General features: G+C 49.4%; 16 protein-coding genes. 9 read left to right on the top strand and 7 right to left on the bottom strand.

Annotation, left to right across the window (positions count from 1 at the left end; all coding sequences use genetic code 11):
- The first annotated feature begins 6 nt into the window (after positions 1-6).
- Positions 7-3,798, top strand: a complete 3,792-nt coding sequence (locus IEY24_RS20990) for a metallophosphoesterase (protein ID WP_188935723.1) — start codon at positions 7-9, stop codon at positions 3,796-3,798.
- A gap of 8 nt (positions 3,799-3,806) precedes the next feature.
- On the opposite strand, the gene IEY24_RS20985 is transcribed toward IEY24_RS20990, so the two are convergent.
- Positions 3,807-4,328 carry a DUF4142 domain-containing protein gene (locus IEY24_RS20985; protein ID WP_188935721.1) on the bottom strand — a complete coding sequence of 174 codons (522 nt, stop codon included), beginning with the start codon at positions 4,326-4,328 and terminating at the stop codon, positions 3,807-3,809.
- Positions 4,329-4,702: 374 nt separating this feature from the next.
- Between IEY24_RS20985 and IEY24_RS20980 the strand changes: the two genes are divergently transcribed.
- From IEY24_RS20980 to IEY24_RS20970, 3 genes are all read left to right on the top strand, one after another.
- Positions 4,703-5,131, top strand: a complete 429-nt coding sequence (locus IEY24_RS20980; RefSeq protein ID WP_229222806.1) for a response regulator — start codon at positions 4,703-4,705, stop codon at positions 5,129-5,131.
- A gap of 104 nt (positions 5,132-5,235) precedes the next feature.
- Positions 5,236-6,993: a response regulator gene (locus tag IEY24_RS20975; RefSeq protein ID WP_188935719.1), complete on the top strand. Its 1,758-nt coding sequence runs from the start codon at positions 5,236-5,238 to the stop codon at positions 6,991-6,993.
- A 203-nt stretch (positions 6,994-7,196) separates the two neighbouring features.
- A complete protein-coding gene (locus IEY24_RS20970; RefSeq protein ID WP_188935717.1) occupies positions 7,197-8,474 on the top strand; it encodes an aminotransferase class V-fold PLP-dependent enzyme in 1,278 nt (425 codons plus the stop codon).
- A gap of 19 nt (positions 8,475-8,493) precedes the next feature.
- On the opposite strand, the gene IEY24_RS20965 is transcribed toward IEY24_RS20970, so the two are convergent.
- The gene (locus tag IEY24_RS20965) at positions 8,494-9,123 is read right to left on the bottom strand and encodes a response regulator (protein WP_188935715.1); all 630 of its coding nucleotides are present in this window, start codon (positions 9,121-9,123) and stop codon (positions 8,494-8,496) included.
- Between the two features lie 405 nt (positions 9,124-9,528).
- On the opposite strand from IEY24_RS20965, the gene IEY24_RS20960 reads away from it, so the two are divergent.
- Positions 9,529-12,642 (top strand): sensor histidine kinase, encoded by a 3,114-nt coding sequence (locus IEY24_RS20960; RefSeq protein WP_188935713.1) that lies wholly within the window; start codon positions 9,529-9,531, stop codon positions 12,640-12,642.
- On the opposite strand, the gene IEY24_RS20955 is transcribed toward IEY24_RS20960, so the two are convergent.
- Positions 12,629-13,264, bottom strand: a complete 636-nt coding sequence (locus IEY24_RS20955; RefSeq protein ID WP_188935711.1) for a response regulator transcription factor — start codon at positions 13,262-13,264, stop codon at positions 12,629-12,631. The two genes, IEY24_RS20960 and IEY24_RS20955, sit on opposite strands and share 14 nt — an antisense overlap.
- 220 nt (positions 13,265-13,484) lie before the next feature.
- Between IEY24_RS20955 and IEY24_RS20950 the strand changes: the two genes are divergently transcribed.
- Positions 13,485-14,501 (top strand): AraC family transcriptional regulator, encoded by a 1,017-nt coding sequence (locus tag IEY24_RS20950; protein WP_188935709.1) that lies wholly within the window; start codon positions 13,485-13,487, stop codon positions 14,499-14,501.
- 45 nt (positions 14,502-14,546) lie between these two features.
- Here IEY24_RS20950 and IEY24_RS20945 read toward each other — a convergent pair whose 3' ends face one another.
- Positions 14,547-16,763 carry a GH92 family glycosyl hydrolase gene (locus tag IEY24_RS20945; protein WP_188935707.1) on the bottom strand — a complete coding sequence of 739 codons (2,217 nt, stop codon included), beginning with the start codon at positions 16,761-16,763 and terminating at the stop codon, positions 14,547-14,549.
- A gap of 298 nt (positions 16,764-17,061) precedes the next feature.
- Here IEY24_RS20945 and IEY24_RS20940 point away from each other — a divergent pair, with 298 nt between their 5' ends.
- The 3 genes from IEY24_RS20940 (at position 17,062) to IEY24_RS20930 (ending at position 21,076) form a co-directional block, all read left to right on the top strand.
- Complete coding sequence (locus tag IEY24_RS20940) at positions 17,062-19,638, top strand: Kelch repeat-containing protein (protein WP_188935705.1); 2,577 nt, start codon at positions 17,062-17,064, stop codon at positions 19,636-19,638.
- Positions 19,639-19,753: 115 nt separating this feature from the next.
- The gene (locus tag IEY24_RS20935) at positions 19,754-20,338 is read left to right on the top strand and encodes a Crp/Fnr family transcriptional regulator (protein ID WP_188935703.1); all 585 of its coding nucleotides are present in this window, start codon (positions 19,754-19,756) and stop codon (positions 20,336-20,338) included.
- Between the two features lie 108 nt (positions 20,339-20,446).
- Positions 20,447-21,076 carry a hypothetical protein gene (locus IEY24_RS20930; protein ID WP_188935701.1) on the top strand — a complete coding sequence of 210 codons (630 nt, stop codon included), beginning with the start codon at positions 20,447-20,449 and terminating at the stop codon, positions 21,074-21,076.
- A 78-nt stretch (positions 21,077-21,154) separates the two neighbouring features.
- On the opposite strand, the gene IEY24_RS20925 is transcribed toward IEY24_RS20930, so the two are convergent.
- The 3 genes from IEY24_RS20925 to IEY24_RS20915 form a co-directional block, all read right to left on the bottom strand.
- Positions 21,155-22,711 carry a tail fiber domain-containing protein gene (locus tag IEY24_RS20925; RefSeq protein WP_188935699.1) on the bottom strand — a complete coding sequence of 519 codons (1,557 nt, stop codon included), beginning with the start codon at positions 22,709-22,711 and terminating at the stop codon, positions 21,155-21,157.
- Positions 22,712-22,868: 157 nt separating this feature from the next.
- Positions 22,869-23,564 carry a T9SS type A sorting domain-containing protein gene (locus IEY24_RS20920; protein WP_188935697.1) on the bottom strand — a complete coding sequence of 232 codons (696 nt, stop codon included), beginning with the start codon at positions 23,562-23,564 and terminating at the stop codon, positions 22,869-22,871.
- The gene (locus IEY24_RS20915; RefSeq protein ID WP_188935695.1) at positions 23,561-25,192 is read right to left on the bottom strand and encodes a tail fiber domain-containing protein; all 1,632 of its coding nucleotides are present in this window, start codon (positions 25,190-25,192) and stop codon (positions 23,561-23,563) included. The genes IEY24_RS20920 and IEY24_RS20915 overlap by 4 nt, the downstream gene beginning before the upstream one ends.
- Between the last annotated feature and the right edge of the window lie 31 nt (positions 25,193-25,223).

The raw sequence follows: 25,223 nt of genomic DNA, 5'->3' as shown, positions 1-25,223 counted from the left end.
CATCCTATGAATCGATATTTACTCCGTTTACTCGTGTTGGGAACAGTTCTGGCAGGCATATCTTCCTGCGCGAGCTACAAAACCCGTTTTTCAAAAGAAGGTGCGCAATGGCAATCGGCTTCACCCGATCCTGCATTGGAGCTGAGACATACCATGTACCTGGTAGGCGACGCGGGCAACGATTCGCCCGAAAACCGCGCCCCGGTTTTGGAATACCTCAAAACCAAACTCGGTGTCGAATCGAAAAACAGTTCTGTATTGTTTTTAGGGGATAATATCTACGAATCGGGCATGCCGCCGTCGGAAGACTCCGCCGCGCGCAAGGTGGCCGAATTTCGCATTAACTCACAACTCGAAACGCTCGACAATTTCAAAGGGCATCCGATTTTCCTGCCCGGTAACCACGACTGGCGGGGCTGGGGCGTGAAAGGATTGAAGCGTCAGGAGAAATACATTCAAAAATACATCAACGAGCGCCGCGGCAAAAAGGATAAGGAGGAATACGAAGATTACTTCCTCCCATTGAATGGCTGCTCGGGCCCGGAAGTGGTGGAATTGAACGACAATGTGGTCGTCATCATCGCCGATTCGCAATGGTGGCTTACCGACTGGGACCGCGACCAGAAGATCAACGACGGCTGCGAGATCAGGAACCGTGAGCAGTTCCGGTTTGTGTGGGAGAATGTGGTACGTAAATACCGCAACAAGAACGTCGTGATCGCCATGCACCATCCGCCCTACACATACGGGCCACACGGGGGCAGGTTCACCATCAAGCAGCATATTTTCCCGCTGACGGAGCTGAACCCGAATCTCTACATTCCGCTACCTGTATTGGGTAGCCTCAGCGCATTGTTCCGGGCAACGATCGGCTCGCGGCAGGATGTGGCCAACAAGCATTACAAGGATCTTCGCACAGCGGTGCTCGCGGGGGCGAAAAAAAACGGCAAATTCATATTCGCCAGCGGACATGAACATGCATTGCAGTTTATCGAGAATGATGGACAGGAATTTATCGTAAGTGGCAGCGGTTCTAAAAACAGTCCGGTAAGCCTCGGGAAAGGTTCTATGTTTGCATCTCCCAGACTCGGGTTCTCGACATTAAGCTTCTACGCGGGTGGTGAAACCTGGGCCAAATTCTGGGAAGTTACCCCCGACGGTAAAGATGCCAGACTGGTTTTTCAGCATAAGGTCAAAGACAAGCAGCAGATTGAAATACCGGATTCTACCATCGCATTTACGGAATACAACCAGCATGCCGATTCGACAACGAAATTCATCGTCAGCAACGAGGTCAAGCCGATCGGCAAAGTGCATAAGGCCATGCTCGGCGAGCATTACCGGCCGCTGTACCTGCAACAATACCGCTTTCCGGTGCTGGATCTGGCCGCTTACAAAGGCGGCGTGATACCCATTAAGCAGGGAGGGGGAAATCAGACCAACTCGCTGCGCCTACGCGACGGTGAGGGCAAGGAATATGCCATGCGGGGGCTTACCAAAGACGTAAGCCGCTTCCTGCCGTTTCCGTTCAACCAAATGATTGCCGCACAGTACCTTGTGGAAGATAACTTCTTGTCGACCAACCCGTTTGCGCCGCTGAACCTGCCTGCGCTGGCGGGTGCAATCAATGTGTACCATACCAATCCGAAAATGTATTATGTACCAGCCCAGCCAGGCCTGGGAACGTTCAACAGTCTTTTTGGGGGTACGATGAACCTGGTAGAGGAGCGCGCTGACGGGAAAAAATGGAAGGATGCCGATTTCTTCGGTAACCCTGACAAGATCGTGAGCACGCCCGAACTTGTGGAGGAATTGCTGGAAAGCAGTAAGGCCAGGGTTGATGAGCAATGGGCCATTCGTACCCGGTTGCTGGATTTCATCATCGGCGACTGGGACCGCCACGACGACCAATGGGCCTGGGCTTCTACAAAACAGAAGGACGGAACCGTATTATACCGCCCTATCCCCCGCGACCGCGACCAGGCATTCTCGCGTTACGACGGTTTCCTGACAAATATCGCACGGCAGACGCTGCCTTTCCTACGGCAACTGCAAACCTACGGCCCGGAGATCCAGAGCATGAAATGGACGACGTGGAGCGCACGCCTTTTCGACCGCACTTTCCTGAACGAGCTGAGCTGGGAGCAATGGGAGGAGCAGGTGAAATATATTCAGAAGAATCTCACCGATGAGGCTATTGAGGCTTCTTTCAAAGACTGGCCGGCCAAAGCGCGTGAAATGGCATCACCCAAAATGATCGAAGGGCTCAAAGCGCGACGGGCGCACCTGATGGAGATCGCACGGACGCATTATGAGTTTGTGAGTAAGGAAGTGAATGTGATCGGTACCGAGGAGGAGGAGCGGTTTGTGATCGAGCGCATAGACGACGCGCACACACGTGTGACCGTGTACGAGACTGGTAAGGAAGGCCGCATCAAGCACCAGAATTACCAGCGTGTTTTTGAAAATGCCGTCACACATGCCATTAATATCTACGGAAATGGCGACGACGACGAGTTTATCGTCAGAGGCGATGTCCGCAAGGGCATTAAGCTAAGGCTGATTGGCGGGCTGGGCAAGGACGTCTTCGCGGATAGCGCACGGGTGAGCGGCGGCGGGAAGAAGACATTCGTTTATGACGATTTGAAAAACAATACCATTATCCCCGGGCCCGATACGAAGGACAAACGCACGAGCCTTTACCGCTTCAACGTGTACGACCGCCGCAGCGCCGACAGTAACTATGACATTACGTTGCCGCTGCCACTGCTTGGAGCGAACCCCGACGACGGTTTCTTCCTCGGCGGGGCGGTGAATATCACCAAATACGGGTTCAAGAAAGAGCCGTACGCGTCGGTACAAAGCATAGGAGGAAGTTTTGCAGTCAGAACGCAGGGCTTTAAGGTCAATTATACCGGTGATTTTATCAACGCATTCAAAAAATTCGATTTTTACCTCGACAGTTACTACCGTGGCCCCCGGTATGCATTCAATTACGCAGGACTTGGCAACGAAACCGAGCGGCCTGTGGACGACGCCAATTTTTACCGTGTACGGCAGAGCGCATTCTACGTTTATCCGGCGCTTAAAAAACGTTTCGCAGGTCATAATGGCTTCGTTACATTAGGACCGGTGTTTGAAGTGAACGACATTCAGGCAACCGGAAACAGGTATATTACCAGCACAGAGAACGGTTTACCGGACGACATTTTCAGAACAAAATATTATAGCGGGGCTAAGTTTACTTTCAATTTCAGCAGCGTCGACAATCTGTTTTCACCGCATACAGGCATTCGTTTCAACGCGGCGGTGAACTGGACGACCGACCTGAAAAGCGACCGGAACTTCACCGGTCTTCGTGCGCAATTTGCGTGGTACACCGCGCTCGACCAGAAAGAGAACCTCATCCTGGCAACGCAAGTAGGCACCGGGGTCAATTTCGGAAGCGGGTTCCAGTTTTTCCAAATGCCGAATATAGGTGGTAAACTGGGACTGAGAGGCTACCGCACCGAGCGCTTCTACGGTAAAAGCTCCCTTTGGCATGATACCGACCTGCGTCTGCGCCTTGGCAGCAGCTACAATCCGACCTTGCCGCTTACCTACGGTATTTTCGGAGGGTTCGACTATGGCCGCGTGTGGCTCGACGGGCAATCGTCCGAAAAATGGCATTACAATTACGGCGGCGGCATCTGGCTTGCCCCGGTCGACGCTTTGACCATCGCTGTCGGCGCATTTATACCTAAGGAGAAAAACGAGGAAAAGCCCCGGATTTCGGTGCAGCTTGGGTTTTGGTTTTAGGCCGACCACTAATACAACGAATCACGCAGGGCCTTGGCACGTTCTTCAAGCCGGCGCGCTGTCGGCAGGCGATCAGACGCCCATTGTTTTAGTTCAAGGTCATTGCCGGAGGTGCCTTCAATCTCTAACATATTTACTGCCCGCTCCTGTAGTGCCACCATCTGGTTAAGATAAAGCGTGTCGAGGCCCGTTCCGGTTTGCATAGCAAGGCTGTCGAGTTGCTGTTGCCGCTCGTCCGAAAGGGTGGTGGGGAGCTGCACTCCTTTTGTACCGGCGATTTTCTGCAACTCCCGCCCGGTCTGCGTGTTGTCGGTCGTCATTTCTTCACCATAATCCTGAATATCCTTCTGGGTCGTACCCGAAGCGGCTACCTGCCCTGCATTCACCTGGAACAGGGCATCGTCGGCAGCGGCTAGAATGAACTGCTTATCAAGCTCGCCGATCACAGCCGGATTGGTATTGTCGTCGTTCTCGCAACCTGTCAGGGTGAAGAGCAGGGGCATTAGCAATAAAAATATGTATCCGCGCATAAACTTCTTGTTTGTTTGGGAACAACGCGGATAATTATTATGCCAACGAAAAAAAGATTTATAATATCGAGCAGAACAATGCACCTTTTTCCGTGGAAGCCGGAATCGATTGAGCAAAGAAAAACGCCCTTAATTTGGTATGGAAGAACTTCCTCAATGGTGAAATTCTCAACGGTTTGGTGAACATACGGAAGGATGACGGCCCGCTGATCACCAGCAGCTTCAATTTAAAATCGAATATTTTGTCTGACTTATCCCATCCTCGGCACCCATGCCCGGATTTTATCGGCAAAAATGCATTCGATTGGATTCACTCCGACTGCCATGAGGCAGTCTGGCACTGTTTTTAAAATCGGGAGCAGATAAAGTTCAGAATGATGACGAATGACGGGCTTAAAATCCTTTTGGTAGACGACGACAAGATCATGTTGTTTCTCCACGATACTTTTCTCAAAAGAAGCGGGGTATTGTGCGATACCGTGCTTTGCTACAACGGGAAGGAAGCATTGGATTACCTGGACACCAACCAGGCAATGGAAACCACATTTCTGGTACTGCTGGATATTAATATGCCCATCATGAACGGCTGGGAGTTTTTGGGAGCGATCCGCGATAAACCTTATCTGCCCAAAGTCCTCATTGTCATGGTAAGTTCAGCCACCGAAGAGAGCGAGAAAGCCCGTGCACTCACTTTCGGACAGGTTATCGACTATCAGCAAAAACCGCTCACTGTTGAAACCTGCCGCCGGATCATCGGGTCGGAACAACTGCGTGAATTTTTCGACAACGTGATACCGGAATAAACCTCTCACCCACAACAGTAATTAAATCTGGATCTTGTACCAAAATGCACTGTCTTTACTATTTTTAGGGACAGTTTCGAATTAACGTTCTAAAAAGCTCCTATTTGAAAGATATTTACTATTCCGGATCTTTTGAGCAGCTTTGGCAAGAGGAGGCGGAAATAAAGACCCGGGTGCAAAACTGGCTGTTCTGCATTACGTTCCTGGTTTGCAATCCGTTGTCGTCGATCGCTTTTTTCCTCTCGGGCGACCCGTTTTTTTACACGCTGTTGCCGGCACACGTGCTATCGGGTTTTGTAATTCTGGGCTATATGCTCCTGAATTACAGGAAGGTAATCTCGGGGCAGCAAATGAGCTTTTATACATTTTTGACGCTGATCTGTATTTATGCATTCCTGCTGTCGAGACCTCACCTTTCCTACGTACAATCTTGCCTCAACCTCACGCTCGCGATCATATTCGCCGGGCTGGTCGTGCGCTGGCCTTTGCGTTATGCACTGCTAGTTTCAGGGCTGAGCATGACGCTATACCCGGCATCGATCTATTTTTTTAGCCAGACATCCTTGTCGGTATTTTTCGAACAAGGCGGGGTTTTTGTGATGGTCGCGCATTTTGTGTTCCCTTTTGTAATAAAACTGAACTACAATAAAGATAAACGCGAGTTCTATTTCCGCTACACGCTGCAGCAGCAAAACGATGCTTTGGAACGGCAAAAAACCATTGCCGAACAGGCTACCCGTGCCAAAACTGATTTTCTTTCAATGATGAGCCACGAGATCCGGACACCGCTGAATGGGATCGTAGGGATGGTACATTTAATGATGCAGGAAGAAGAGCACGCCGAAAAGCCCAACGATCTGCTGAAAACTCTGAAATTTTCTGCCGATCATCTTATGGCGGTCGTCAACGACGTGCTGGATTTCAACAAGATCAACTCCAACCACGTGGTGCTCGATCCACAAGCGTTCGCCCCGTTCGAATTCTTTGATATACTCAAAAAAACCTTTGATCCAAAGGCCAACGAGAAAGGGATTGCACTTGCATTTTCGATTGATCCCGGGCTGCCGGCGCAACTTGTCGCTGATCGCATGCGGCTGAGTCAGGTACTGACCAACCTGGTCCACAATGCTATCAAATTCACTGCAAAGGGTTCTGTCACGCTCGATGTCAGAGAAGCAGCCCGAACCCCCGAGGCCATAACGCTCGATTTTGCCGTAACCGACACCGGAATAGGCATCCCGAAGTCGGAGCAGGGTGGTATCTTTGAGATTTTTACACAGGTAAGGGCCAGGACGCATTCTGACGGCGTGAGCGGTACGGGGCTCGGGCTGGCTATTTCGAGGGAGCTGATGCGCCTGTTCAACAGCGAAATACACCTGGAAAGTGAGGAAGGGATGGGAGCGAGGTTCTCGTTCCGGTTGTCGCTGCCCTATTCGGAACAACCCCTGGTGCCGCACCAGCCGGTACTAGCCACGGTTGCAAGGGAGATGCCGGATGTAAGGGTGCTCGTGGCCGACGATAATAAAACCAACCTGGTGCTGGCCACGCAGCTTCTGAAACGCAGGAATATTCTCCACGACACGGCTTCGAATGGCCTGGAAGCCTACGAAATGTTCAGTCGGCACCGTTACGACCTTGTGCTGATGGACCTCCGCATGCCGGTTATGGATGGTTTTGAAAGCACGGCGCTCATCCGCGAACTTGACCCGAAAGTACCTATCATCGCGCTTACGGCCTCCGCCTTCGAAAACGAGAAAGAGCGGGCCATGGCGAGCGGCTTCTCCGGGTATTTTATCAAACCTTTCATCCCCCAGGATTTCTACAACTATATCTTTCCTTTTCTCGGAATCGCTGTAAAATAATATTTATCAGGTTTATAGGATATATCTCCGAGTTCCAACCTCTGCCGTACAACAAATAAAAACATCCGACTGTGCATGACCACGGGTAGAAAAGCTGGCCCGCAGAGCGCAGATAATTTAGGAAATGCTCGATGCGTTGTCGGAAGGTAATGATTGAATGATTCACTCATTCGTATCTTGCGTTTCTACAAAATCCTAAACCTATGAAACGCAGAAAAGTTATTCAAAGCCTCTCCACATTGCCATTAATCAGTTCACTATCCGTGGCCAAAGTGACGGGTGGGCAGATTTCCCGGAAGAAAAAGCGGGATATAATTGCCGAGCTGGGCATTCGCTCGTTCATCAATGCAGCCGGAACACTTACCTACATGTCGGGGTGCATTATGCACGACGAAGTTGTGGAAACCATTGAAAACACGTCCCGGCATTTTTGTATGATCGATGAGGTGCAGGACAAGGTAGGGGAGAAGATCGCGAAACTTGTGCATTCGGAGGCGGCGATGGTGACCTGTGGAGCTTTTTCAGCGATGACGCTCGGCCTGGCGGGCGTGCTCACTGGCCTGGATGTGCGTAAGGTAGAGCAATTACCGCATTTGGCAGGAACAGGTATGAAGTCGGAGGTGATTTGCCAGAAATCGCATAACGAGCGTTATAACCACGCTTTTCTCAATACGGGTTGTACTGTGGTAGAAGTAGAGACCCTCGCGGATGTAGAGAGGGCAATCAGTGAAAGAACGGCATTGCTTCACTTCCTGAATATTACGGCCAATGCAGGGCAGATCAAGCACGAGGAATGGGTGGCAATAGGGAAAAAATACAATATACCGACGTCAATCGACATTGCTGCCGATGTACCGCCTGTATCCAATCTCTGGAAATTCAACGACATGGGCTTCGACCTCGTTTTCATATCGGGCGGGAAGGCGATGCGCGGGCCGCAAAGCGCGGGAATACTCATGGGCCGGAAGGACATTGTGGCTGCCGCACGCCTGAATGCGCCTCCGCGTGGATATACGGTCGCACGGGGGCATAAGGTCAACAAGGAAGAAATACTGGGCATGTATGTGGCGCTCGAAAAGTTTGTTTCCGGCGACCACGACCGCGAATGGAAGGACTGGGAGGCACAGATCGCACGTATTGAAGGTGCCGTCAAAGATCTGCCCGGCATAACGACCAAAGTCACAATCCCAGAATTGGGAAATATCACACCGACTCTGACGATCAGCTGGGACGAAAGTATCGTAAAACTGACCGGGCGCGAGCTGCGCGACAAGCTGCGGTTTGGTAGTCCGTCGATAGAGGCAGGGTTTTCCGGATTGCCGCTATATTATTACCAGGCAGGCTCCGATTCGATTGATCCCGCTATGGAAGAAACTCTTAAAGGGGCGAATCTTATCCGGGTAACAGCCTGGATGTTACAGCCTGGCGAAGACAAGATTGTGGCGCGAAGGATACGGGAGGAGTTGACTGCGGGCCGCTGACGGCGGAAACGCCACCGCCTCACTCCCTCAGCGCAGCAACCCGCTGGTAGAGCTCTATTACGGTGGTAACTCCGAGTTTTTCGAAGATTCTTGCTTTGTAGGTACTTACCGAACTGCCTGTGATATTTAGAAACGTGGCTATCTCTTTCGTCCATTTACCTTGCAGGAGCAGGTCCATCACTTCCAGCTCCCGTTGTGAAAGCGCAGTGAGCGGATTGCCCTGGCGCGCTCCCGGTATATTGCTGCTGAGGAGGGCATGTTGCACGATTTCGCTCATATAGCGACCGTTGATGAGAACGGCAGCAATGGCGGTGCGGATTTCTTGAGTGGATGAACTTTTAGAAAGAAAACCGTTAGCTCCCGCTTTGAGATAATGCAGCGCATATATTTCCTCATCGATCGCGGAAAACACCATAATTGGTACATCTGGTTGCAGCCGCCGGAATTTTCCGATCATCTGAAAACCTTCGCCGTCGGGTATATTGATGTCGAGGAGAATGAGATCAAGTTTTTGAGCTGACACGACCTGCAGGGCATCCGGAAAGTTGTCGGCTTCCCATGATGTGAGCACCGGCAGCACATCGCGTATAATGAAAAGGGTTGCCAATCTTACGACGGAGTGATTTTCAACGAGTAGTATGTGTTTCATTAACGAAGCGGGTCAGAATATGTTTCCCAAACGGGAACCGATAGCCGTTCCCGGGCGATAAATTTAGGTTGCCGGTCCCTTTATTTTTGTAGCGCTGGAACAAATATTGCATAGAAAGATTTCTATTGGTATTCAAGAAAAGCTACACGTAATCATCTGTTAATCAAATAATTGTATTTAAAAATAGAATTATTTAGAGCACTGACCGTAACTGTTTAATTTATTTAAGTTACATGTGTAGTAGTTCTTCGGTTACGTTTGATAACACCGTTTAGGCTTCTATATTTGTTTAAGATATACGAAATAGTTCGGGAGTGGAATTGCGCCGATGTGCCGGACTATGAAGAAAGGCTCCTTTTTTTGTTTTCTGTGAATAGGCTAGTAGTTGCTCTGACATTAATTTGCATGCTCTCCTTTTTGGAAAAGACCTTTTCCCAGAAAGGATATACCGTAAAGCACTTTACGGATGATAATGGTATGCCGCAAAATAGCGTCAGGGGTCTCGCTGCGGATGCCGAGGGTTTTGTCTGGATCGCAACCGAAAACGGTCTGGCGCGCTTCGACGGTCTCCGGTTCAATATTTTTGATAAATCGTTCGTCGGCACAACAAGCAACCGTTTTTATATGCTGTCGCCGTCGATGAACCAGACGGGCGCCGGCCGGCCGGGGCAGCAGAAGCCCGGACAGGAGATCTATGCGGCAGCGGATTATAACCAGTTTGTAAAGATCGAGAATGGCGGTGCGAAAGTCGACTCGCTTTACTATAAAAGCAAGATCATGACACTCCCGCATTTCGATGACGGGAATCCCCAAACGCTTATTTCGGTAGGCATTCCTACGTACCTGAAAGAAGTGGCAGGCCCGGTACACTATATTATTCCCGACAGTTACGGTGAAGGGAGATTTTACGTGATAGACAGTGTCTCAGTGCAGTTGTACCACGGAAACCGCAAGTTGGCGCACACAGCTTTCGCACCGGATAAGTTGTTGCAGTGGTGGAATTATTTTATGCTCGGCGACAAGCTGTATTACAGCAATGAAACCGGTGCCGTGCTCGGTATTACTGCCGAGGGCGTACGTCCGGTGAGCGTGTATGGCGACCTCTTACGCGATAACCGTTACGACAACCGGTTTGAAGGCATGAAGGTTTACTGGAATATTACTTCCGATCAGCTCTTTTTTTACCATCACAAGAAATTGTACATGGTAACGGAGGACAGGAAGCGCGGGTTGACGACCCGGCTGGTGATCGACGGGTACGATCTCGACGAGCATGTGATACAGTCGATATACCGCGATCCGGCGACGGAAACGATCTTTCTTGGAAGCCCGTCCAAGGGTTTGTTTGTATTGACGAGGCAGACATTCGAGGCATTGACGTCCCCGGAAGCCGATGTCGCAAACGTTTATTATGCCACGGTGCCGAAGGGAGACCGGGGCATACTGACGCCGATGGGAGTTGTTTTCAGGAAAGACCCGGTTACCGGTGTGATCGTGACAGAAAAGGTACCGATTTTGCAAGCGTTAAACACCGGTGATAAACGAAGCTTGTTTTATGATAAGGGTGGGCTGCTGTGGATGAAAACGGGAGATCTGCTGTACCAGGTGGATGTGCAGGCCAACCGCATGCTGCGTAAATGGAACCTTCATACGGAAATCAAGCACATTTATCCGGACCAGGACGGAAAAGTCTGGATTGCCACAGGCACCCGGGGGATTTTCGGGCTGGACCTTTCAGAAAAAGACCCGCAGCCGAAGCTGATAAGGGATGCGATCAAGGGAACCTACCTGCATACATTCGGTGAGCAGATGCTGGTGGCGACCACCACCGGGCTCTATGTATTCGACCGGCATTCAGGAGAAGCTCACCTCATCAAGAGCACGGACGGGATTTACATTAAAAGTTTGTATGTAGACAAGGCCGGGCGAATCTGGATGACTGCCAACGGGGAAGGATTGCTGCTTTACGAAAAGAACAAACTGATTCGCTTCCCGCTCGACCGGAACCGTTATCTCGGAAGTCCGCATTGCATTGTTGACGATGGACATGGATATTTTTGGATTCCAACCGACAAAGGACTTTTCCAGATCGCGGTCAAAGACCTTATTGACTATACGCAGGCTCCGTTTGATATATTTTACCTGTATCACGCCAAGGAAGAGGGCTTTCTGACGAATGAATTCAATGGCGGATGCCAGCCCTGCGCCTCCACGCTGAAAGATGGTACTATTTCGCTGCCTTCGCTCAATGGGCTAATCTGGTTCCGGCCGGGGGAGGTGATCAAAAAAGTGCCGTCCGCCAGCATTATGCTGGACAGGATTTTGGTGAACAGACAATGGATAAATGCGTTGGGCGATACGCTGGTGTTGCCGGCAAATCCCGTGCAGGCAAGGTTCTTCTTTTCGACACCTTATTACGGCGATGCCTACAACCTGAACCTTTCCTATGCACTGGCGGATGCCGGTGAGCAGATACAGGCTTCGGACTGGATACCGATCCAGAGTAATGATTTCAGCATTGTATTCTCCAACCTGGGCCACGGCATACATACGCTCCTGGTGCGTAAAGTGAATGGTTTTGGTAGGGGAAACCAGACGATAAGAAAGATTTGTGTGATCGTGCCGCCGCTTTGGTATCAGACCTGGTGGGCAAAAATATTGCTCATTCTCTCCGTTGCGGGAGGTTTTTACCTGTACAACAGCTTCCGCCTGCGCAATATATCCCGGGAGAAAGCACGGCTGGAAGAGATTGTCGCAAAACGTACGGAAAGCCTTAACCTCGCATTGCACGACGTGGAGGAATCGAAGAACGAGATGAGCCGGCAGTTGCATATGCTGTCGCGGTTGCTTGCCTCGATGACGCACGATATACAGTCGCCGCTGAACTACATCATGCTCACATCCGGTTCGATCCCGGCGATGATCGATAAAGGTGAACTGGCGGTGGTTTCAGAAATAGGGCAGGTGATTTCCAATTCAACGCGGCGAATGAGCGATCTGTTGCGCGGGCTGCTGGATTATATCAAAGTGCATGTGTACGGAAACAGCATTCAGTTCGAGAATGTAGCTTTGAGCCAGCTCGTTGAAAGCAAATATGAGCTGTTTAAAACTGCCAGCGAACAAAAAGGCAACATTTTCCGGAACGAAGTGCCCGCTAACCTGACAGTGCCTTCCGACACCCAGATGCTGGCGATCATGGTCCATAACCTGCTTGATAACGCTGTAAAGTTTACGCATGGCGGCATTATCAGCGTCACTGCGACCGAAAACACAGGCTCCGGCGTAGTCATGCATATTTCCAATTCAGGAGCGGCGATTCCGCTTCATGTCATCGAAATCATCAACACGCCCGACCGCGAGGAAACCGATGATGTTGTAAGGCCATTTGGGCGAAAAACAGGTCTCGGGTTGTTGATCGTCAAGGAGGTGGCGGAGCTGATTGACGTCAGGTTGCATGTTAGCAGTGATGCGGAGCAAACATGCTTTACCCTGCAATTCAACCCGGCTAGAACTGTTTAAGCAGCGAAACCTTTTTGGAAAGTTCGATCGAATCCACGACATCCAGCTTGTTGAAAATCCGGCGCTTGTAGGTACTCACGGTGTTTTCCTTCACATTCATGATGGCGGCAATCTCTTTCGTCCATTTGCCTTCGGTCAGCAGTTGCATAACCCGCATTTCATTGGGGGAAAGACTGGTAATAGGATTCATTACTTTGCCAAAATTGTTGTCCTTGATGGTATTGAGCAGGATTTGCTGCACCTGGTAGCTTACGTATTTACCTTTGCTCATAACCGCTTTCAAGGCAGTTTTGAACTCGTCTTGCGACGCCTGTTTGGAAAGAAAGCCGTTTGCACCTGCCTTGATATAGGGTAATGCATATACTTGTTCATCGTACCCGGAGTGGATAAGGATGATGATATCTGGCTGTTTACTCCGGATCATATTCATCATTTTGATGTTCTCGCCGCCAGGAATATCAATATCCAGGATCAAAAGGTCAAACTTTTCCTGATCTAGCAAGATCAGACCTTCTGGAAATGTATCACATTGGGTCACTGTGGCCTTGGATTCGGATTCAGAAATCAGGAGTTTCAGGCCCATCCGGATAAGCGGGTGATCTTCGACGATCAATATCTTCATAAACTGTCGGTCAAGAGGTATTGGATTCGTGGGTAATACGCAAATCTAGAAATTTCTTGAAGCCTCGACTTGTAGAAATGTATCTACGCTTGAAACGTTTTAACTCTATAAACGCACTCTTGTATACCTGTTAAATTTGTGCATTAATTAACGTTGAGTATCATCGATATCCCTCCGGCGCCTGTTGGAGGGATATTTTTTTAATCGTTAAATTTAGGCCATGAACGATCAGCAGCGACAATTTATTCTGGCTTTTATGGCATATGCCGCCCAGCGCGACCTTCCGTTAGAAAAGCTTTGCCGTATTTCGGGGATCGACCTGGAAATGCTTACTTCCGGCGGGCCGGTCGAAATAAGCCGTAAGCAGTTCAATGATCTCTGGCTGAATGCCTGTCATCTGAGCAGCGACCCGCTATTTGGGCTGCATTTGGGCGAGTCGCTTCAATTGGCGGCATTAGGAATAGTCGGAGATATTGTCAAGAGCAGCACAACAGTTGGTCAGGGCGTAGAGCAGGCGGTTGCCCTCACGCCGCTGATCACCGATTTGTTTAGCGTGGTTGTGGAGCGCGACATCGACACATTCACACTTCGTTTCATTCCCGACGACCAACATCGTGCTGCGTCGCCTTTTGCATTCGGGCAAATGATCAATTTTTTCTTTGTTTTTACCGTTCACGAGCTCGACGGCCTCATTCTCGCACATATACGACCCCAGCGCGTAGCAATGCCTTTTGCTGAGCAGACTGCCCGGGAGCTCGAACGCATCCTGCGTTGCACGCCGACCCATTCGGAGAACAGCTACGCGATTACTTTCGATCGAAAATATTGGGACATGCCCATCCTCACTGCGAACTACGCATTACAGGAAAGCCTCCTCCAAAAGATAAATGCCGGATCGCCCGCCAAATCAGCGAGCAATTCGTGGCAGGATAAAGTGCAGCAATATTTGTGGAAAAACGCTTATCTAGGCATAGTTCCGCTCGAAGAAATGGCAGCCAATTTCAACGTTAGCCCGCGCAGCCTGCAACGAAAGTTGAAGGACGAGCAAGTTACATATCAGGAATTAGCCGACGATGTACGCAAATCGCTCGCACTCCACTATCTCCAAACCGGAGGGTATTACGCCAAGGAAATTTCCTACATGCTGGGATACAACGAGCTAAGCGCGTTCTCCCGGGCATTCAAGCGCTGGACCGGAACGACACCGGCGGGGTATAGGGGAATTTTGAATGATTGAATGACCGAATATTCCTCATTCAATCATCCAGTCATTCAAAACTCATCATTCACGCCCCCAACTCTTATTCGGCAGCGGGCCCATTTCCAGTTCCAGCGTTCCGCCATTTATCAGCTCTTCGTGCGTGAATGTGGGAGTGTTTAGCTCTTTGCCGTTCATTTTGGCGTTTTGGATGTATTTGTTAACCACCGAGCAATTTTTTGCAATTACTTTGAACTCCCTGCCGCCGGGCAGGTCGATCGTCACTTTTTCGAAAACAGGGCTGCCGATGGTGTAAAGCGGAAGGCCTGGCGTGATCGGGTAAAAGCCCATGGATGAGAAGACCACAAATGCCGTCATACCGCCGCCGTCTTCGTCGCCCGGTATCCCGAATATATTGTCTTTGAACCAGACGTCGAGCAGGAAGCGCACGCGTTTCTGCGTTTTCCAGGGAGAATCGGTGAAGTTATAAAGGTATGGAATGTGAAAGCTTGGCTCGTTCCCCATCGAATATTGTCCTACCAACCCCGTCGCATCCGGGAATTTGCCCCAGAACTCGTATTTGCTGCGGCCCAGTCCCTCACGGTAAAGCTGATCGAGGCTGGTTTCGAAATTCTTTTTGCCGCCCATCAGGCTCACAAGGCCGTTCACGTCGTGCTGCACCTGCCATTTGTAAGTCCAGCCGTTGTTTTCGTCATAAAAATCGCGGCCTCCCATTCCGCCATCAAATTTCGGATCGATGGCAATCCATTTGCCGTGGCTGTCTTTGGGGATGAACATCTGCTTTTCGTCGTTCCAAAGATTTTTGTAATTCCTGGCCCGGGCATTGAATTTTTCAAAATCAGCGTTTTTGCCCAGGTCTTTGGCAAGTTGGCCCACCGCCCAGTCGTCATAGGCGCCGCCGAGGGTAACCGCTACTGCCTGACGCTTCTCAAAGCCATCCACGAGTTTGACCGTCTCTTTCTCCCCTGGTTTCAGTGCCGGAAAGAAGCCCTTGGAATGGTAAATGTCGTCGAGCTCGCATTTCGGTCCATTCCGCCATGGAAGCATGGTGGCTTGCTCGGCGTTCTTTTTCATGGCTTCGTACGCCTTGGCAATGTCAAAGTTTTTAAGGCCTTTGCGGTAACCGTCGAGCAATGTGATGGACGAGTGGAAGCCATTCATGCATGCGTGATCGCCGAAAAGCACGGGGAAAGTGGGCAGCCAGCCGCTTTGCTCATACATATTCACAAACGATTGCAGCATATCCTCTTCCTGCGCCGGGTTTAGGATCACGCGCAGTGGGTGGTGCGCCAGGTAAGTGTCCCAGGTCCAGTCATCTACATAAAATGGCCGGTTGCTGGTGTGAATCTTTTTATCATAACCGCTGTAATATTGATTGTCTTCTGAAATATTCACCATCCGCTCATAAGTGCGATAGAGCGATGAATAAAAGCTGCGTTTTTGCGCTTCGGTACCACCTTCCACGCGGATTTGTCCGATTGTTTCCGACCAGATTTTTTCACCAGCCTTTTTCAGGTCTTCAAACCCTGTATTTTTTACTTCGTTTTCAAAATTTTTCTTCGCTTGTGCTGCGCTCACAAACGAAATAGCATAGCGGAATTCAATGGTGGAGGTATTGTCGGGAAATGTAATGTAGGCTTTTGATACTTTATTTTCACCATTCAGCAAACCGGTTTTACCTGTCTGGCTGAACGTTCCGTAGAGGTAAACGGGAATGTCATCGTGATAAATTTCACGGGCGATGATTTCTTTTCCGCCGTCAAACTTCCAGCTTGCCTCTCCGTTGTTGTATTGGTCGAAAAGGATACTTTTGTGGCCGTTTTTAGGAAATTCAAAACGGTAAATCCCTGCTTTTTTACCGGGGACAAATTCTACTTTTACTTCATCGTCAATCAGATAAGTTGAATAATAATGGGGCCGGAGCACTTCCAGGTCGTGGTCGTAGGCCATTTTGTGCTTCCACGAGGCCGCGCTAACCGGCAGGATGCTAGGGCGTAGGGCAAATGCCTGACCAAGCCGGTGCGATACGATAATGGCCGGGAAACTGGAAATCTGGTCGTCGAGGTAGTCCTGGCGGACCGGAAACATCCGCATCATCTGGTTGGGCAGCTGCACCGTCGGCCGGGTTGGTTCGAGAAGCTGTCCTACGTTTCCAACGCGAAGGTCGACATATTGCAGGTTGTCTTTTTCGGGATTTTTTTGCGCCGGACTGGTCAGTGAATGCAAGCAAAAGGCAAGTATGAACGAGGAGGTTGTGAGTTTTTTAAAAGTTAGGATCATGCTTAATCAAATTTTAATTACGGTTTCGGCGCTTATATTCTGATTGATTTTTGTTTTACAAAGTATAGATAACAGTTTGTTCCGGGCTTTCCTGAAAAAGCAGGCGGGTGTTGGGCGGGTTATTAAAAACCCTGGTTATTGTTTAACTTTAAATTGATATCGTGCAAGTGTTGCTTTGGGCAAGTGAAAAGCGAATTAAACACGGGCTCATTAAGAAAAGCTTAACAATCGATTAACAGAACCCTTAAATGCATTGCCAGGAGAAAACTTTTCGCGGTTTTCTTTTCAACCCGCTCTTATGAAATTCAGGTTTATTCTTTTTTGTATTTGGTCAATTGCGTTGTCATGCGTCCTTTCCGAGGTGCGGGGCCAGTCGTACGGGCTTGGTTTCGAGAGCTTTGAAGCGGTGCAGGATAAACGGACGGGCCTCGACCTGAGCCCGGATGGCCCGATTTGCCTGGACGGCGATTTCGAACTCTCATTTGAACTGTCTTTTCTCAGGAATAAGAAGACCTATTTCGGCTATATCGTCCGCGTTATCGGCGACGACCAGCAGAATATCGACCTGATTTACGACAACAGCTCCGTCAAACACGACCATTTCAAGCTCATCATCGGCGAACAGTTCTCTCCCATTGCTTTCGATTTCCAGGGCGACGATCTTTTCGCCAAATGGAACCGCATTACGCTCCGTTTTCAGAAGCAAAAACAACAGATCACCGTCGTGTACGGTAACCGCAATTTCTCACAACCTGTAAAATATATAACGAAAGGATGCTACAAGATCCTTTTCGGCGCAAACCAGTACAAGGAATTCCGTACGACGGACTTGCCGCCCATGAAGATCCGGCACGTGGAATTGCGTTCGGAAGGCCGCATTGCCTACAATTGGCCATTGAATGAAACGGACGGTTCGAAGGCAACCGAGGAAATCGGGCGAAAAGCAGCGTTGGCGACCAACCCAATCTGGATCAAAAAGCTGCATTATGAATGGAAACTTTTACAAACCGTGACGCTGAAAGGCTACGTCAGAGTGGGGTTTGACGAGAAAAGCAGCAATGTGTTTGTAATAGGGCAGGATTCCCTTGTGCGGTTCAGTCTGGCTGGTAACCGGCTGGTAACCATGCCCTACCAAAGCGGAAAGCAACCGGTGTATGTTGATAATCAGGTGCTTTTTGATCCCGGCAGGAACCGTTTGTATAATATCTTTCTAAACGAAAAGCAGGTCACGGCATTTGACACACTCACCCGCAGCTGGGATAAAAGCGATATCGCCGCCCAGGCCAAGACCTATTACCTGCAGGCGAACAAATTCCTTTCTCCGGCCGATTCTTCTATTTACATGCTGGGCGGCTACGGGCATCTGGCTTATAAAAAGGAAGTGCAGCGCTACCACCTGCCGTCGGGAACATGGCAGCAGATCGCGCTGAAAGACTCCGTCTTTACACCCCGGTACCTTGCCGCGCTGGGGGCTACATCCGGCGGCGCGTATGTAATGGGCGGGTATGGCAGTTCCACAGGCCAGCAAATGCTCAGCCCGCGTAACTGGTACGACTTGTTGTATTTCGACCGTGCCCAACGGAAGTTCAGGAAAATCTACGAGCTGAAAGTACCGAAGGAGGATTTTGTTTTTGGTAACTCAATGATTATCAATGAAAAAGACAGCTCCTACTACGCATTGATATTCCCTAAACATCAGTTCAGTTCCGAGCTGCAATTGATCAAAGGGTCGCTTACCCGTCCGGAATTCAAGCTCGTCGGTTCGAAAGTGCCGTACCAATTCATCGATATCGAGTCTTTTGCCGACCTATTTTATGATAAAGCAAACGGCCGCTTCGTGGCGGTAACGCTCTACCGCGATGCCAATTTGCAGACGAAGGTCGCCATTTATTCGCTTTATGCTCCGCCGCTCGAAACCGTTGCGCCGCAAACGGCTTCAACGGAAAGTTCTGCTGGGCGTAGTTTGTGGATAATCGCCGGGTTGTTCGCTGCGGCATTGCTGGTGTACTGGCTGTACCATTACATGCCGGGGCAATTGGGCAAGCAAAAAGCGACGAAGGCGCCGGTGGTAGGGCCGGTACCGGAATCGGAGTATACGCCCGCTGCGCACCAGGCATTGGTGGACGACGAAATCGTTGAAAAGGCAGCGCCTTACCAGAGTTGTATTCTACTGTTCGGGAATTTGCAGCTGTATGATGAGGACGGGAATGAGATCACTAAACATTTCAGCCCGTTGGTGAAGGAGTTGTTCCTGGTCATATTACTTTATTCAATCCGCTGGGATGGGATCAGTTCGGAGAAGTTGAAAGAGCTTTTGTGGTTCGACAAACCTTCGGAAAGTGCGCGGAACAACCGGTCGGTAAATATCGCAAAGCTGAAAGCGATCCTCGACAAGATGAAATATTGCCAGGTATCTAAGGAGACCGGTTACTGGAAGATCAAAATCGATTTCGGGAAAATCGAAGTCGATTACATGCATTACCTCACCCTGCTCGGAAACCGGAAGCTGCTTACCAAGCATAGCATTATTGAACTTGCCAGCATTACCAAGCGAGGCAATTTCCTCTCGAATGTAGAATATGAGTGGCTGGATAGCTTCAAATCGGAAATCTCGAATGAGATCGTCGATGCTTACCTGCGTTACGCCGCATCTGTGAAGATCGCCGACGATCCCGAATTCCTCGTGAAACTGGCCAATTATGTTTTTTATTTCGATCCGGTGAATGAAGAGGCGATGATCTTGAAATGCAAAGCATTAGCTCACCTGGGCAAGCATTCGCTGGCGAAAACTACCTTTGAGAACTTCGCCCGGGAGTACAACCGTATTTATGGGGAGGATTTCAGAAAAGATATGCCGGAAGTACTGCATTCTTGATAGCCCGCAGTTAGTGAACGGTATTCTGCTACCACCGGGTTAGGGTATTTTTGTGTTAAAGTTATTGTGTTGATGGATAGGTCAATAGCTCTTTTATAAATATCCGAACTTTCCTATGACAGAACCTCTGCTAAATCTTTGCCGTGAAATGGCCGGGATGTCTGCCGGCGAGCTGGCTATTGTTGAACGCTATTTAAAACCGGTCAGATTGAAACGGAAGCAATTTCTGATCAGGGAAGGAAGGCAGTATGACTTCATCGGTTTCGTGAGCAAAGGTGCCATCCGCCATTTCACCTGGCGCGACGGTGTAGAGAAGACTTGTAACGTCAACTTTGAAAACCAGTTCTTTACAGATTTCGACAGTTTCTATCATGGGACTCCTACAACGAACAATTCTGTGGCACTGGAAGATTCTGTTGTGTTTGTTCTTTCCAAATCAGACCGGGATCTTTTATTGGTCGAATGCCCGGCTTTTGAGCGTTTTTCGAGGATGGTTGGCGAGCGGGCCTTGCAGCAAGCGGCCGAGCGTGCAGCGAGACTTACCTGGGACCGGCCGGAGGATCGGTACCTGCATTTGCTGGAACATGAACCAGATATGACGAGACGTGTTCCGTTGAAGTACCTGGCAAACATGTTGGGCGTCAGTGCCGAAAGTTTGAGCCGTATACGAAAACGGCTGGCTAGCTCCGTGTTTTCTTGACGATCGTCAAGCATTTGCCGAAGACAGGCGGGATACCTTTGTGCCATCGCATGGGAGTTCCTGCGATGTTTACAATTAACTATTCAGCCATTTAAAATGAAAAATGAAATGACTCTTCCCGTGGACGGCCAGGCGCTTCGCGACCATGACACCTCCTTGCTATTGAAAACATGGACCCTCAATCACATTTGTGCCAACGTCCTCGGACTGGCCATTTTGCATCCGTTCCTGGCGCACTATTTTACCGGTACGCACGACAAGGCGCTGACCATGCCGCAACTGATTATGCATAATGTCTCTGTCGTAACTTTTATGGTAATACTGGTTGTATTACAAAATCGGGCGCTTCAATCACGTTTTTCCCTCGGCACGTTTAGAGGATTGAGTTACTTTCTGTTGTTTGTGCCTGCCGCTTTCTGGCTTGGTTATTACACATTGTACATTCCCTTCGATATCATTTTTATGTACGTAGCGATCGGTATTATTAATGCCCGTGTGATAGCCCCGTTACTGCCTAAACCCCGGCAGTGGGCCTGGAAATGTATTCTGTCCTTTCTGCTGGGCGGAATAGCAGGCGCTGCCTGCGGGATCGCGGCTTACTTCGCCGGGCTGAAAGACGCGGGCGGAATGGTAAGAGACTATGGCATGTGGTCGTTGATCAGCGTTACCGCGGCTGTTACTTACACTTCACTTACGAAGCGGGTGTTACGGCAGCAACTAACCGAAATATGCAATTGAGGCATTGCATGAACAAAAAACAGAGACTGCCGATTCGGCGGCCTCTGTTTGAATCACCCTTAACCCTCATAAAAAATGTTACTTTGCTTTGGCGTCGTTCCCTGCGGTGGTGTTTCCCGTTGTACTTCTCCCGATCAACGTTTTTAATTCGCGCAGTTCCTTTTTCAATGCTGTTATTTCCGCTATCTGATTTTTCAAATCCCGGACGGACTCGATCAGATGCGGGATGAGGCCGGTGTAATTGACAGTTTTGAAACCTTCTTCATTTTCTTGAACAAGCTCGGGGAAATGCGCTTCCACTTCCTGAGCAATTACGCCCGTCTGTAATTCCTTCCCTCTTCCTGCGTCGATCCAGTGGTAATGGTAACCGCGCATCTGACTGATGGCGTTGAGGCTGCCTTCGAGGGGAGTGATGTGCTGCTTTAAACGCTTGTCGGAGGAGGCAAAGCCGAGCTGTCCCAATGGCGTCCATGTTTTACCCATGTCATCAACCCAGAATTGCCATGCACCATTTAGATAAAATCCCACTTGTTTGTCAGTCTTCATTCCCATGAAGCCTTCCGGCTTATTTTGGGAGTTGTTCAGATAGAGACCGGCGGTGTTGCCGTCATTCCGTATTCGCATTCTCGATGCAACGTCGAGTACAAATTCGGGCGCAACGGCTTTCGCGCCAAGACCAATATTTCCATTTCGTAAAACTGTCATGGCATTGGTTCGATTGTTGAGGTCAACCCCATTGCCTATTTGGAAAAGTCGGTCGCCTGGTCCGCCGTTTGGTTGTTCGAATGAGTTGTTAAAAAGCCCGATGGCTACGCTGTGCGGCGCTTTGGCAACAGTATGGTAGCCCAATGAAATGCTGTAATCACCCATCGCGGCCGCTGAATTGCCTATTGCGAACGAATTAGGGTTATAGGCGTAACAAAAGTTTCCGATACTAAACGAATTGGCTTGTACCGCATTTGCATGGTTACCAATCGTGAATGCTTGATGGCCGGAAGAAACCGAGTAATTCCCCACCGACGCTGCGCCAAATCCACTAGCCTCCGCATCCCACCCAACAGCGACCGAACCCTGGCCTATGTTGCTGTCTTCCCAGGTGCCGTTGGTCAAACCTGCCCGAAATGCTGCTTTTTTAGGGTGCCAGATCAGTCGTGCGCCATTTCCAACGATTGGCAGGTCTGCGCTTAGTTGTCCTTGATCTTTTTGCAGAATAGGAAAATTTTCCCGGAGTTTTCCGGATTCATTGGCATAAAGCGAGTAGGGAATGCTGAGCAACTGGCTCATTCCGATGAAGTGAAACTTGCCGTCATTTTCGTCATCGATCTCCGCCTTTAAAAAGAAAATGTCGTACGGCCATGCAATCTTGGAAAGATCTCCACCGGCGGAGCCGACGATAACCGTGAAAAATCCGTTGAAATCGGTCTGCGTTGAATGTATTTCCTGAAAAACTTCAGGACCCAGCACCTGGGTCTGGATAATGCTGATCCGGACGGTAACGGATGAGTTTTGTACGGGTTGGAGGTTGTCGTCCACGGCCAGCCCTTGAAAACTGAATTTGTAAGGAGCTTGCGCGCGGGCAGGATTTAAGCTTAAACCGAGGCAGAGGAGGAAAAACAGCGGAAATCTTTTTAGCATTGTAAAGGCAGGTTAATAGTTGACATAATTCCACAAAAATCGCCGCGTGCGGATTCTGGAACGAATGCGATGAACTACCGGCTTGGATGAAATTTTTTATGGAAAACAAAACAGAGACCTCCAAAATGGCGGCCTCTGAATAAACCCCAGTTAACCCTCAGTAAAAAACCAGCTTTGTCGTTTTGCTGCCGACTGGTGTATCGATTTGTAATAGATATGAGCCGGTATGCGGTAATATGATCGTATGTTCTGTGCCCGGAGTGTCGAATTGGCCAAGCCTGGTCCCGAGCTGGTCGAACAACAGAAGCCGGGTTGTCCGCTCGGGCATTTGTACCCGCACTTTGTTCTCGTGTGACGGATTAGGATAAACGTAAAACCGGTCGAGACTTTCTTTATCTGGAATGACGCAGACGATTTTGCTGTAAGTGTAGGAATCATCGGTGTCTATCTGGCGAAGACGATAGTAGCTTGTCGTCACAAATTCCTGATCGACGAACTGGTAGCTTTTCTCCGTTTTGGAATCAACGGCACCATCCACCCAGCCAAGTAATTCCCAGCTCTTGCCGTCCAGTGACTTCTGTATTTCAAAACCCAGGTTGTTCGTTTCACCGGCCGTTTTCCAATGCAGCTCGGCAAGGCCGGCAGCGTTCAGCCGTCCCTCGAAACTGATGAGCCTTACCGGCAGAACGGATAAATCTGAAAACGAGTTGAGGCTGCCCAATATCCAGTTGACGCTCACGCCATTGGCCGACCCGGAGCCACTGGCGGCGTAAAGGGCGCCTGGGGAAATGCTTTGGGCGAATAAAGGACATGACAGCGTTCCAGTTACGATGGTTAGAAGCAGTTTTTTCATTTTGCGTGCGATTTACCGATGGCTGATGTGTTCCCCGTCAAAAGACTTTTCAACTCGGCTTCCAGTGTTGTCATCCTTTTGTTGATCTCCCTCACCTCCGCCAGTTCTTTCTTCAATCGAGTAATTTCGTCTGTTCTTTTATCGAGTTCTTTGACGGCTTCGATGAGGTGGGGGATTAGGCCGATGTAGTTGACGGATTTATAACCGTCTTTGTTGGTGGTAACTAATTCAGGAAATTTTTCTTCAAGCTCCTGGGCAATGACGCCGGTTTGTAAGCCTTGGTCGTCTTTGGGATTCTTCCAGTGATAATTATAGCCCCGTATTGCCCGTAAGTTTGCCATGCTATTTTGTACCGGCTTGATATTGGTTTTTAATCTTCTATCTGAAAACTGTTGGAACTTTTGAGCATAAACGGTGCCACTTTTATTAACAACTAGTCGCCAGGCACTACCGACAAATAATCCCACCTCATCATCATTGACCATGCCCACAAATCCTTGGGCACTATTTTGCGAATCATCGAAATATATTCCAGCTGTAAAGCCGCCCGAGTTGTGTCGGATTCTGGCTCTTGCACCGACATCTAATACAAAGGCTGGATTTAGTACGTTATTGCCAATGCCAATGTTGCCGTTTCTGAGGACGGTAATGGCATTAGATCTGGCTACGTTTGAGGCTCCATTACCGAGTTGAAAAACACGATCCGACGAAGATGTAGCACCCTCCAAGTCCGAATCGCTATTGTATGAACCGATAGAAATGGATCCATTTGACTTGGCTGTTGACCCCACGCCAATTGCTGTGGAACCTTCCCCGCTAGAGGAGTTATTTAATCCAATTGACATTGAAAAATTTCCAGTGGAAAACGATTGCACACCTAACGCAATAGCGCCTAATTTAGAGGCACTTGTGTAATTGCCAATTGAAATTGTACTTTCAGCAGAGGCAGTTGTGTTGAAGCCGGCGGAGAACGAGTATTTTCCGACATTTACATCCTCCCAAAACGACGAAATATTAAGTGCCCCAACTCGAAAAGCTGCCTTTTTAGGGTACCATATCAAGTTTGCCCCTACGCTAGGATTGGGCAATATAGGCCCTGAGTCTAGAGTACCTGTTTGAATAATTGGCGCATTATTAACCCATTGCCTGGATACGAGAGCATAAGGAACACTCTTCAATTGAGTTGTTCCTAAATTGATAAAATTGGCTCCTCCCGCCACATCTATCTCCGTTTGAATAAAACAGTTATCGGATGCCCAGTTAACATTTCCCAAGCCTCCTGCCAACCCCCCAATCACTAGATCGAATATTCCAGATGAGTTTGTCGTGACAATTTGTGTTTCCGAAAATACCACGGCTCCGATTGGACTGTCTTTGTGAATTTTTATTCTCACACTCACCGGAGTGTCTTTTACAATCTTCCCCGTAGCATCCCGCGCCACCCCTTGAAAACTAAACTGCTGCGGCGCCTGTGCCTTAGTGAACTGGGAGATAAGCAGCAGGCTGACCGACAGCAGAGTGACTAATATGTGACGGGGTTTACGGGAAAATGCTTTCCTGATTTTTGAGTTCGAGGTAATCGGGACGGCTTCAATTTGTCCCGATGCGCGAGCGGACAAGTTTTCCATGTGTGTAAATGTTTTGGGTTCGACTTTGTTA

The organism is Dyadobacter endophyticus, from assembly GCF_014641595.1.
In the GTDB taxonomy this organism is placed as follows: Bacteria; Bacteroidota; Bacteroidia; order Cytophagales; family Spirosomataceae; genus Dyadobacter; species Dyadobacter endophyticus.
The sequence above is the reverse complement of the archived record's forward strand: the minus strand, read 5'-3'. Positions and strand labels throughout refer to the sequence as shown.

Excerpts from the sequence above, each read along its gene's own strand:
- IEY24_RS20925 (WP_188935699.1), bottom strand. The coding sequence starts at position 22,711 with ATGCTAAAAAGATTTCCGCTGTTTTTCCTCCTCTGCCTCGGTTTAAGC.
- IEY24_RS20930 (WP_188935701.1), top strand. The coding sequence starts at position 20,447 with ATGACTCTTCCCGTGGACGGCCAGGCGCTTCGCGACCATGACACCTCC.
- IEY24_RS20960 (WP_188935713.1), top strand. The coding sequence starts at position 9,529 with ATGCTCTCCTTTTTGGAAAAGACCTTTTCCCAGAAAGGATATACCGTA.
- IEY24_RS20965 (WP_188935715.1), bottom strand. The coding sequence starts at position 9,123 with ATGAAACACATACTACTCGTTGAAAATCACTCCGTCGTAAGATTGGCA.
- IEY24_RS20985 (WP_188935721.1), bottom strand. The coding sequence starts at position 4,328 with ATGCGCGGATACATATTTTTATTGCTAATGCCCCTGCTCTTCACCCTG.
- IEY24_RS20955 (WP_188935711.1), bottom strand. The coding sequence starts at position 13,264 with ATGAAGATATTGATCGTCGAAGATCACCCGCTTATCCGGATGGGCCTG.
- IEY24_RS20915 (WP_188935695.1), bottom strand. The coding sequence starts at position 25,192 with ATGGAAAACTTGTCCGCTCGCGCATCGGGACAAATTGAAGCCGTCCCG.
- IEY24_RS20945 (WP_188935707.1), bottom strand. The coding sequence starts at position 16,763 with ATGATCCTAACTTTTAAAAAACTCACAACCTCCTCGTTCATACTTGCC.
- IEY24_RS20940 (WP_188935705.1), top strand. The coding sequence starts at position 17,062 with ATGAAATTCAGGTTTATTCTTTTTTGTATTTGGTCAATTGCGTTGTCA.
- IEY24_RS20980 (WP_229222806.1), top strand. The coding sequence starts at position 4,703 with ATGATGACGAATGACGGGCTTAAAATCCTTTTGGTAGACGACGACAAG.
- IEY24_RS20950 (WP_188935709.1), top strand. The coding sequence starts at position 13,485 with ATGAACGATCAGCAGCGACAATTTATTCTGGCTTTTATGGCATATGCC.
- IEY24_RS20970 (WP_188935717.1), top strand. The coding sequence starts at position 7,197 with ATGAAACGCAGAAAAGTTATTCAAAGCCTCTCCACATTGCCATTAATC.
- IEY24_RS20920 (WP_188935697.1), bottom strand. The coding sequence starts at position 23,564 with ATGAAAAAACTGCTTCTAACCATCGTAACTGGAACGCTGTCATGTCCT.
- IEY24_RS20990 (WP_188935723.1), top strand. The coding sequence starts at position 7 with ATGAATCGATATTTACTCCGTTTACTCGTGTTGGGAACAGTTCTGGCA.
- IEY24_RS20935 (WP_188935703.1), top strand. The coding sequence starts at position 19,754 with ATGACAGAACCTCTGCTAAATCTTTGCCGTGAAATGGCCGGGATGTCT.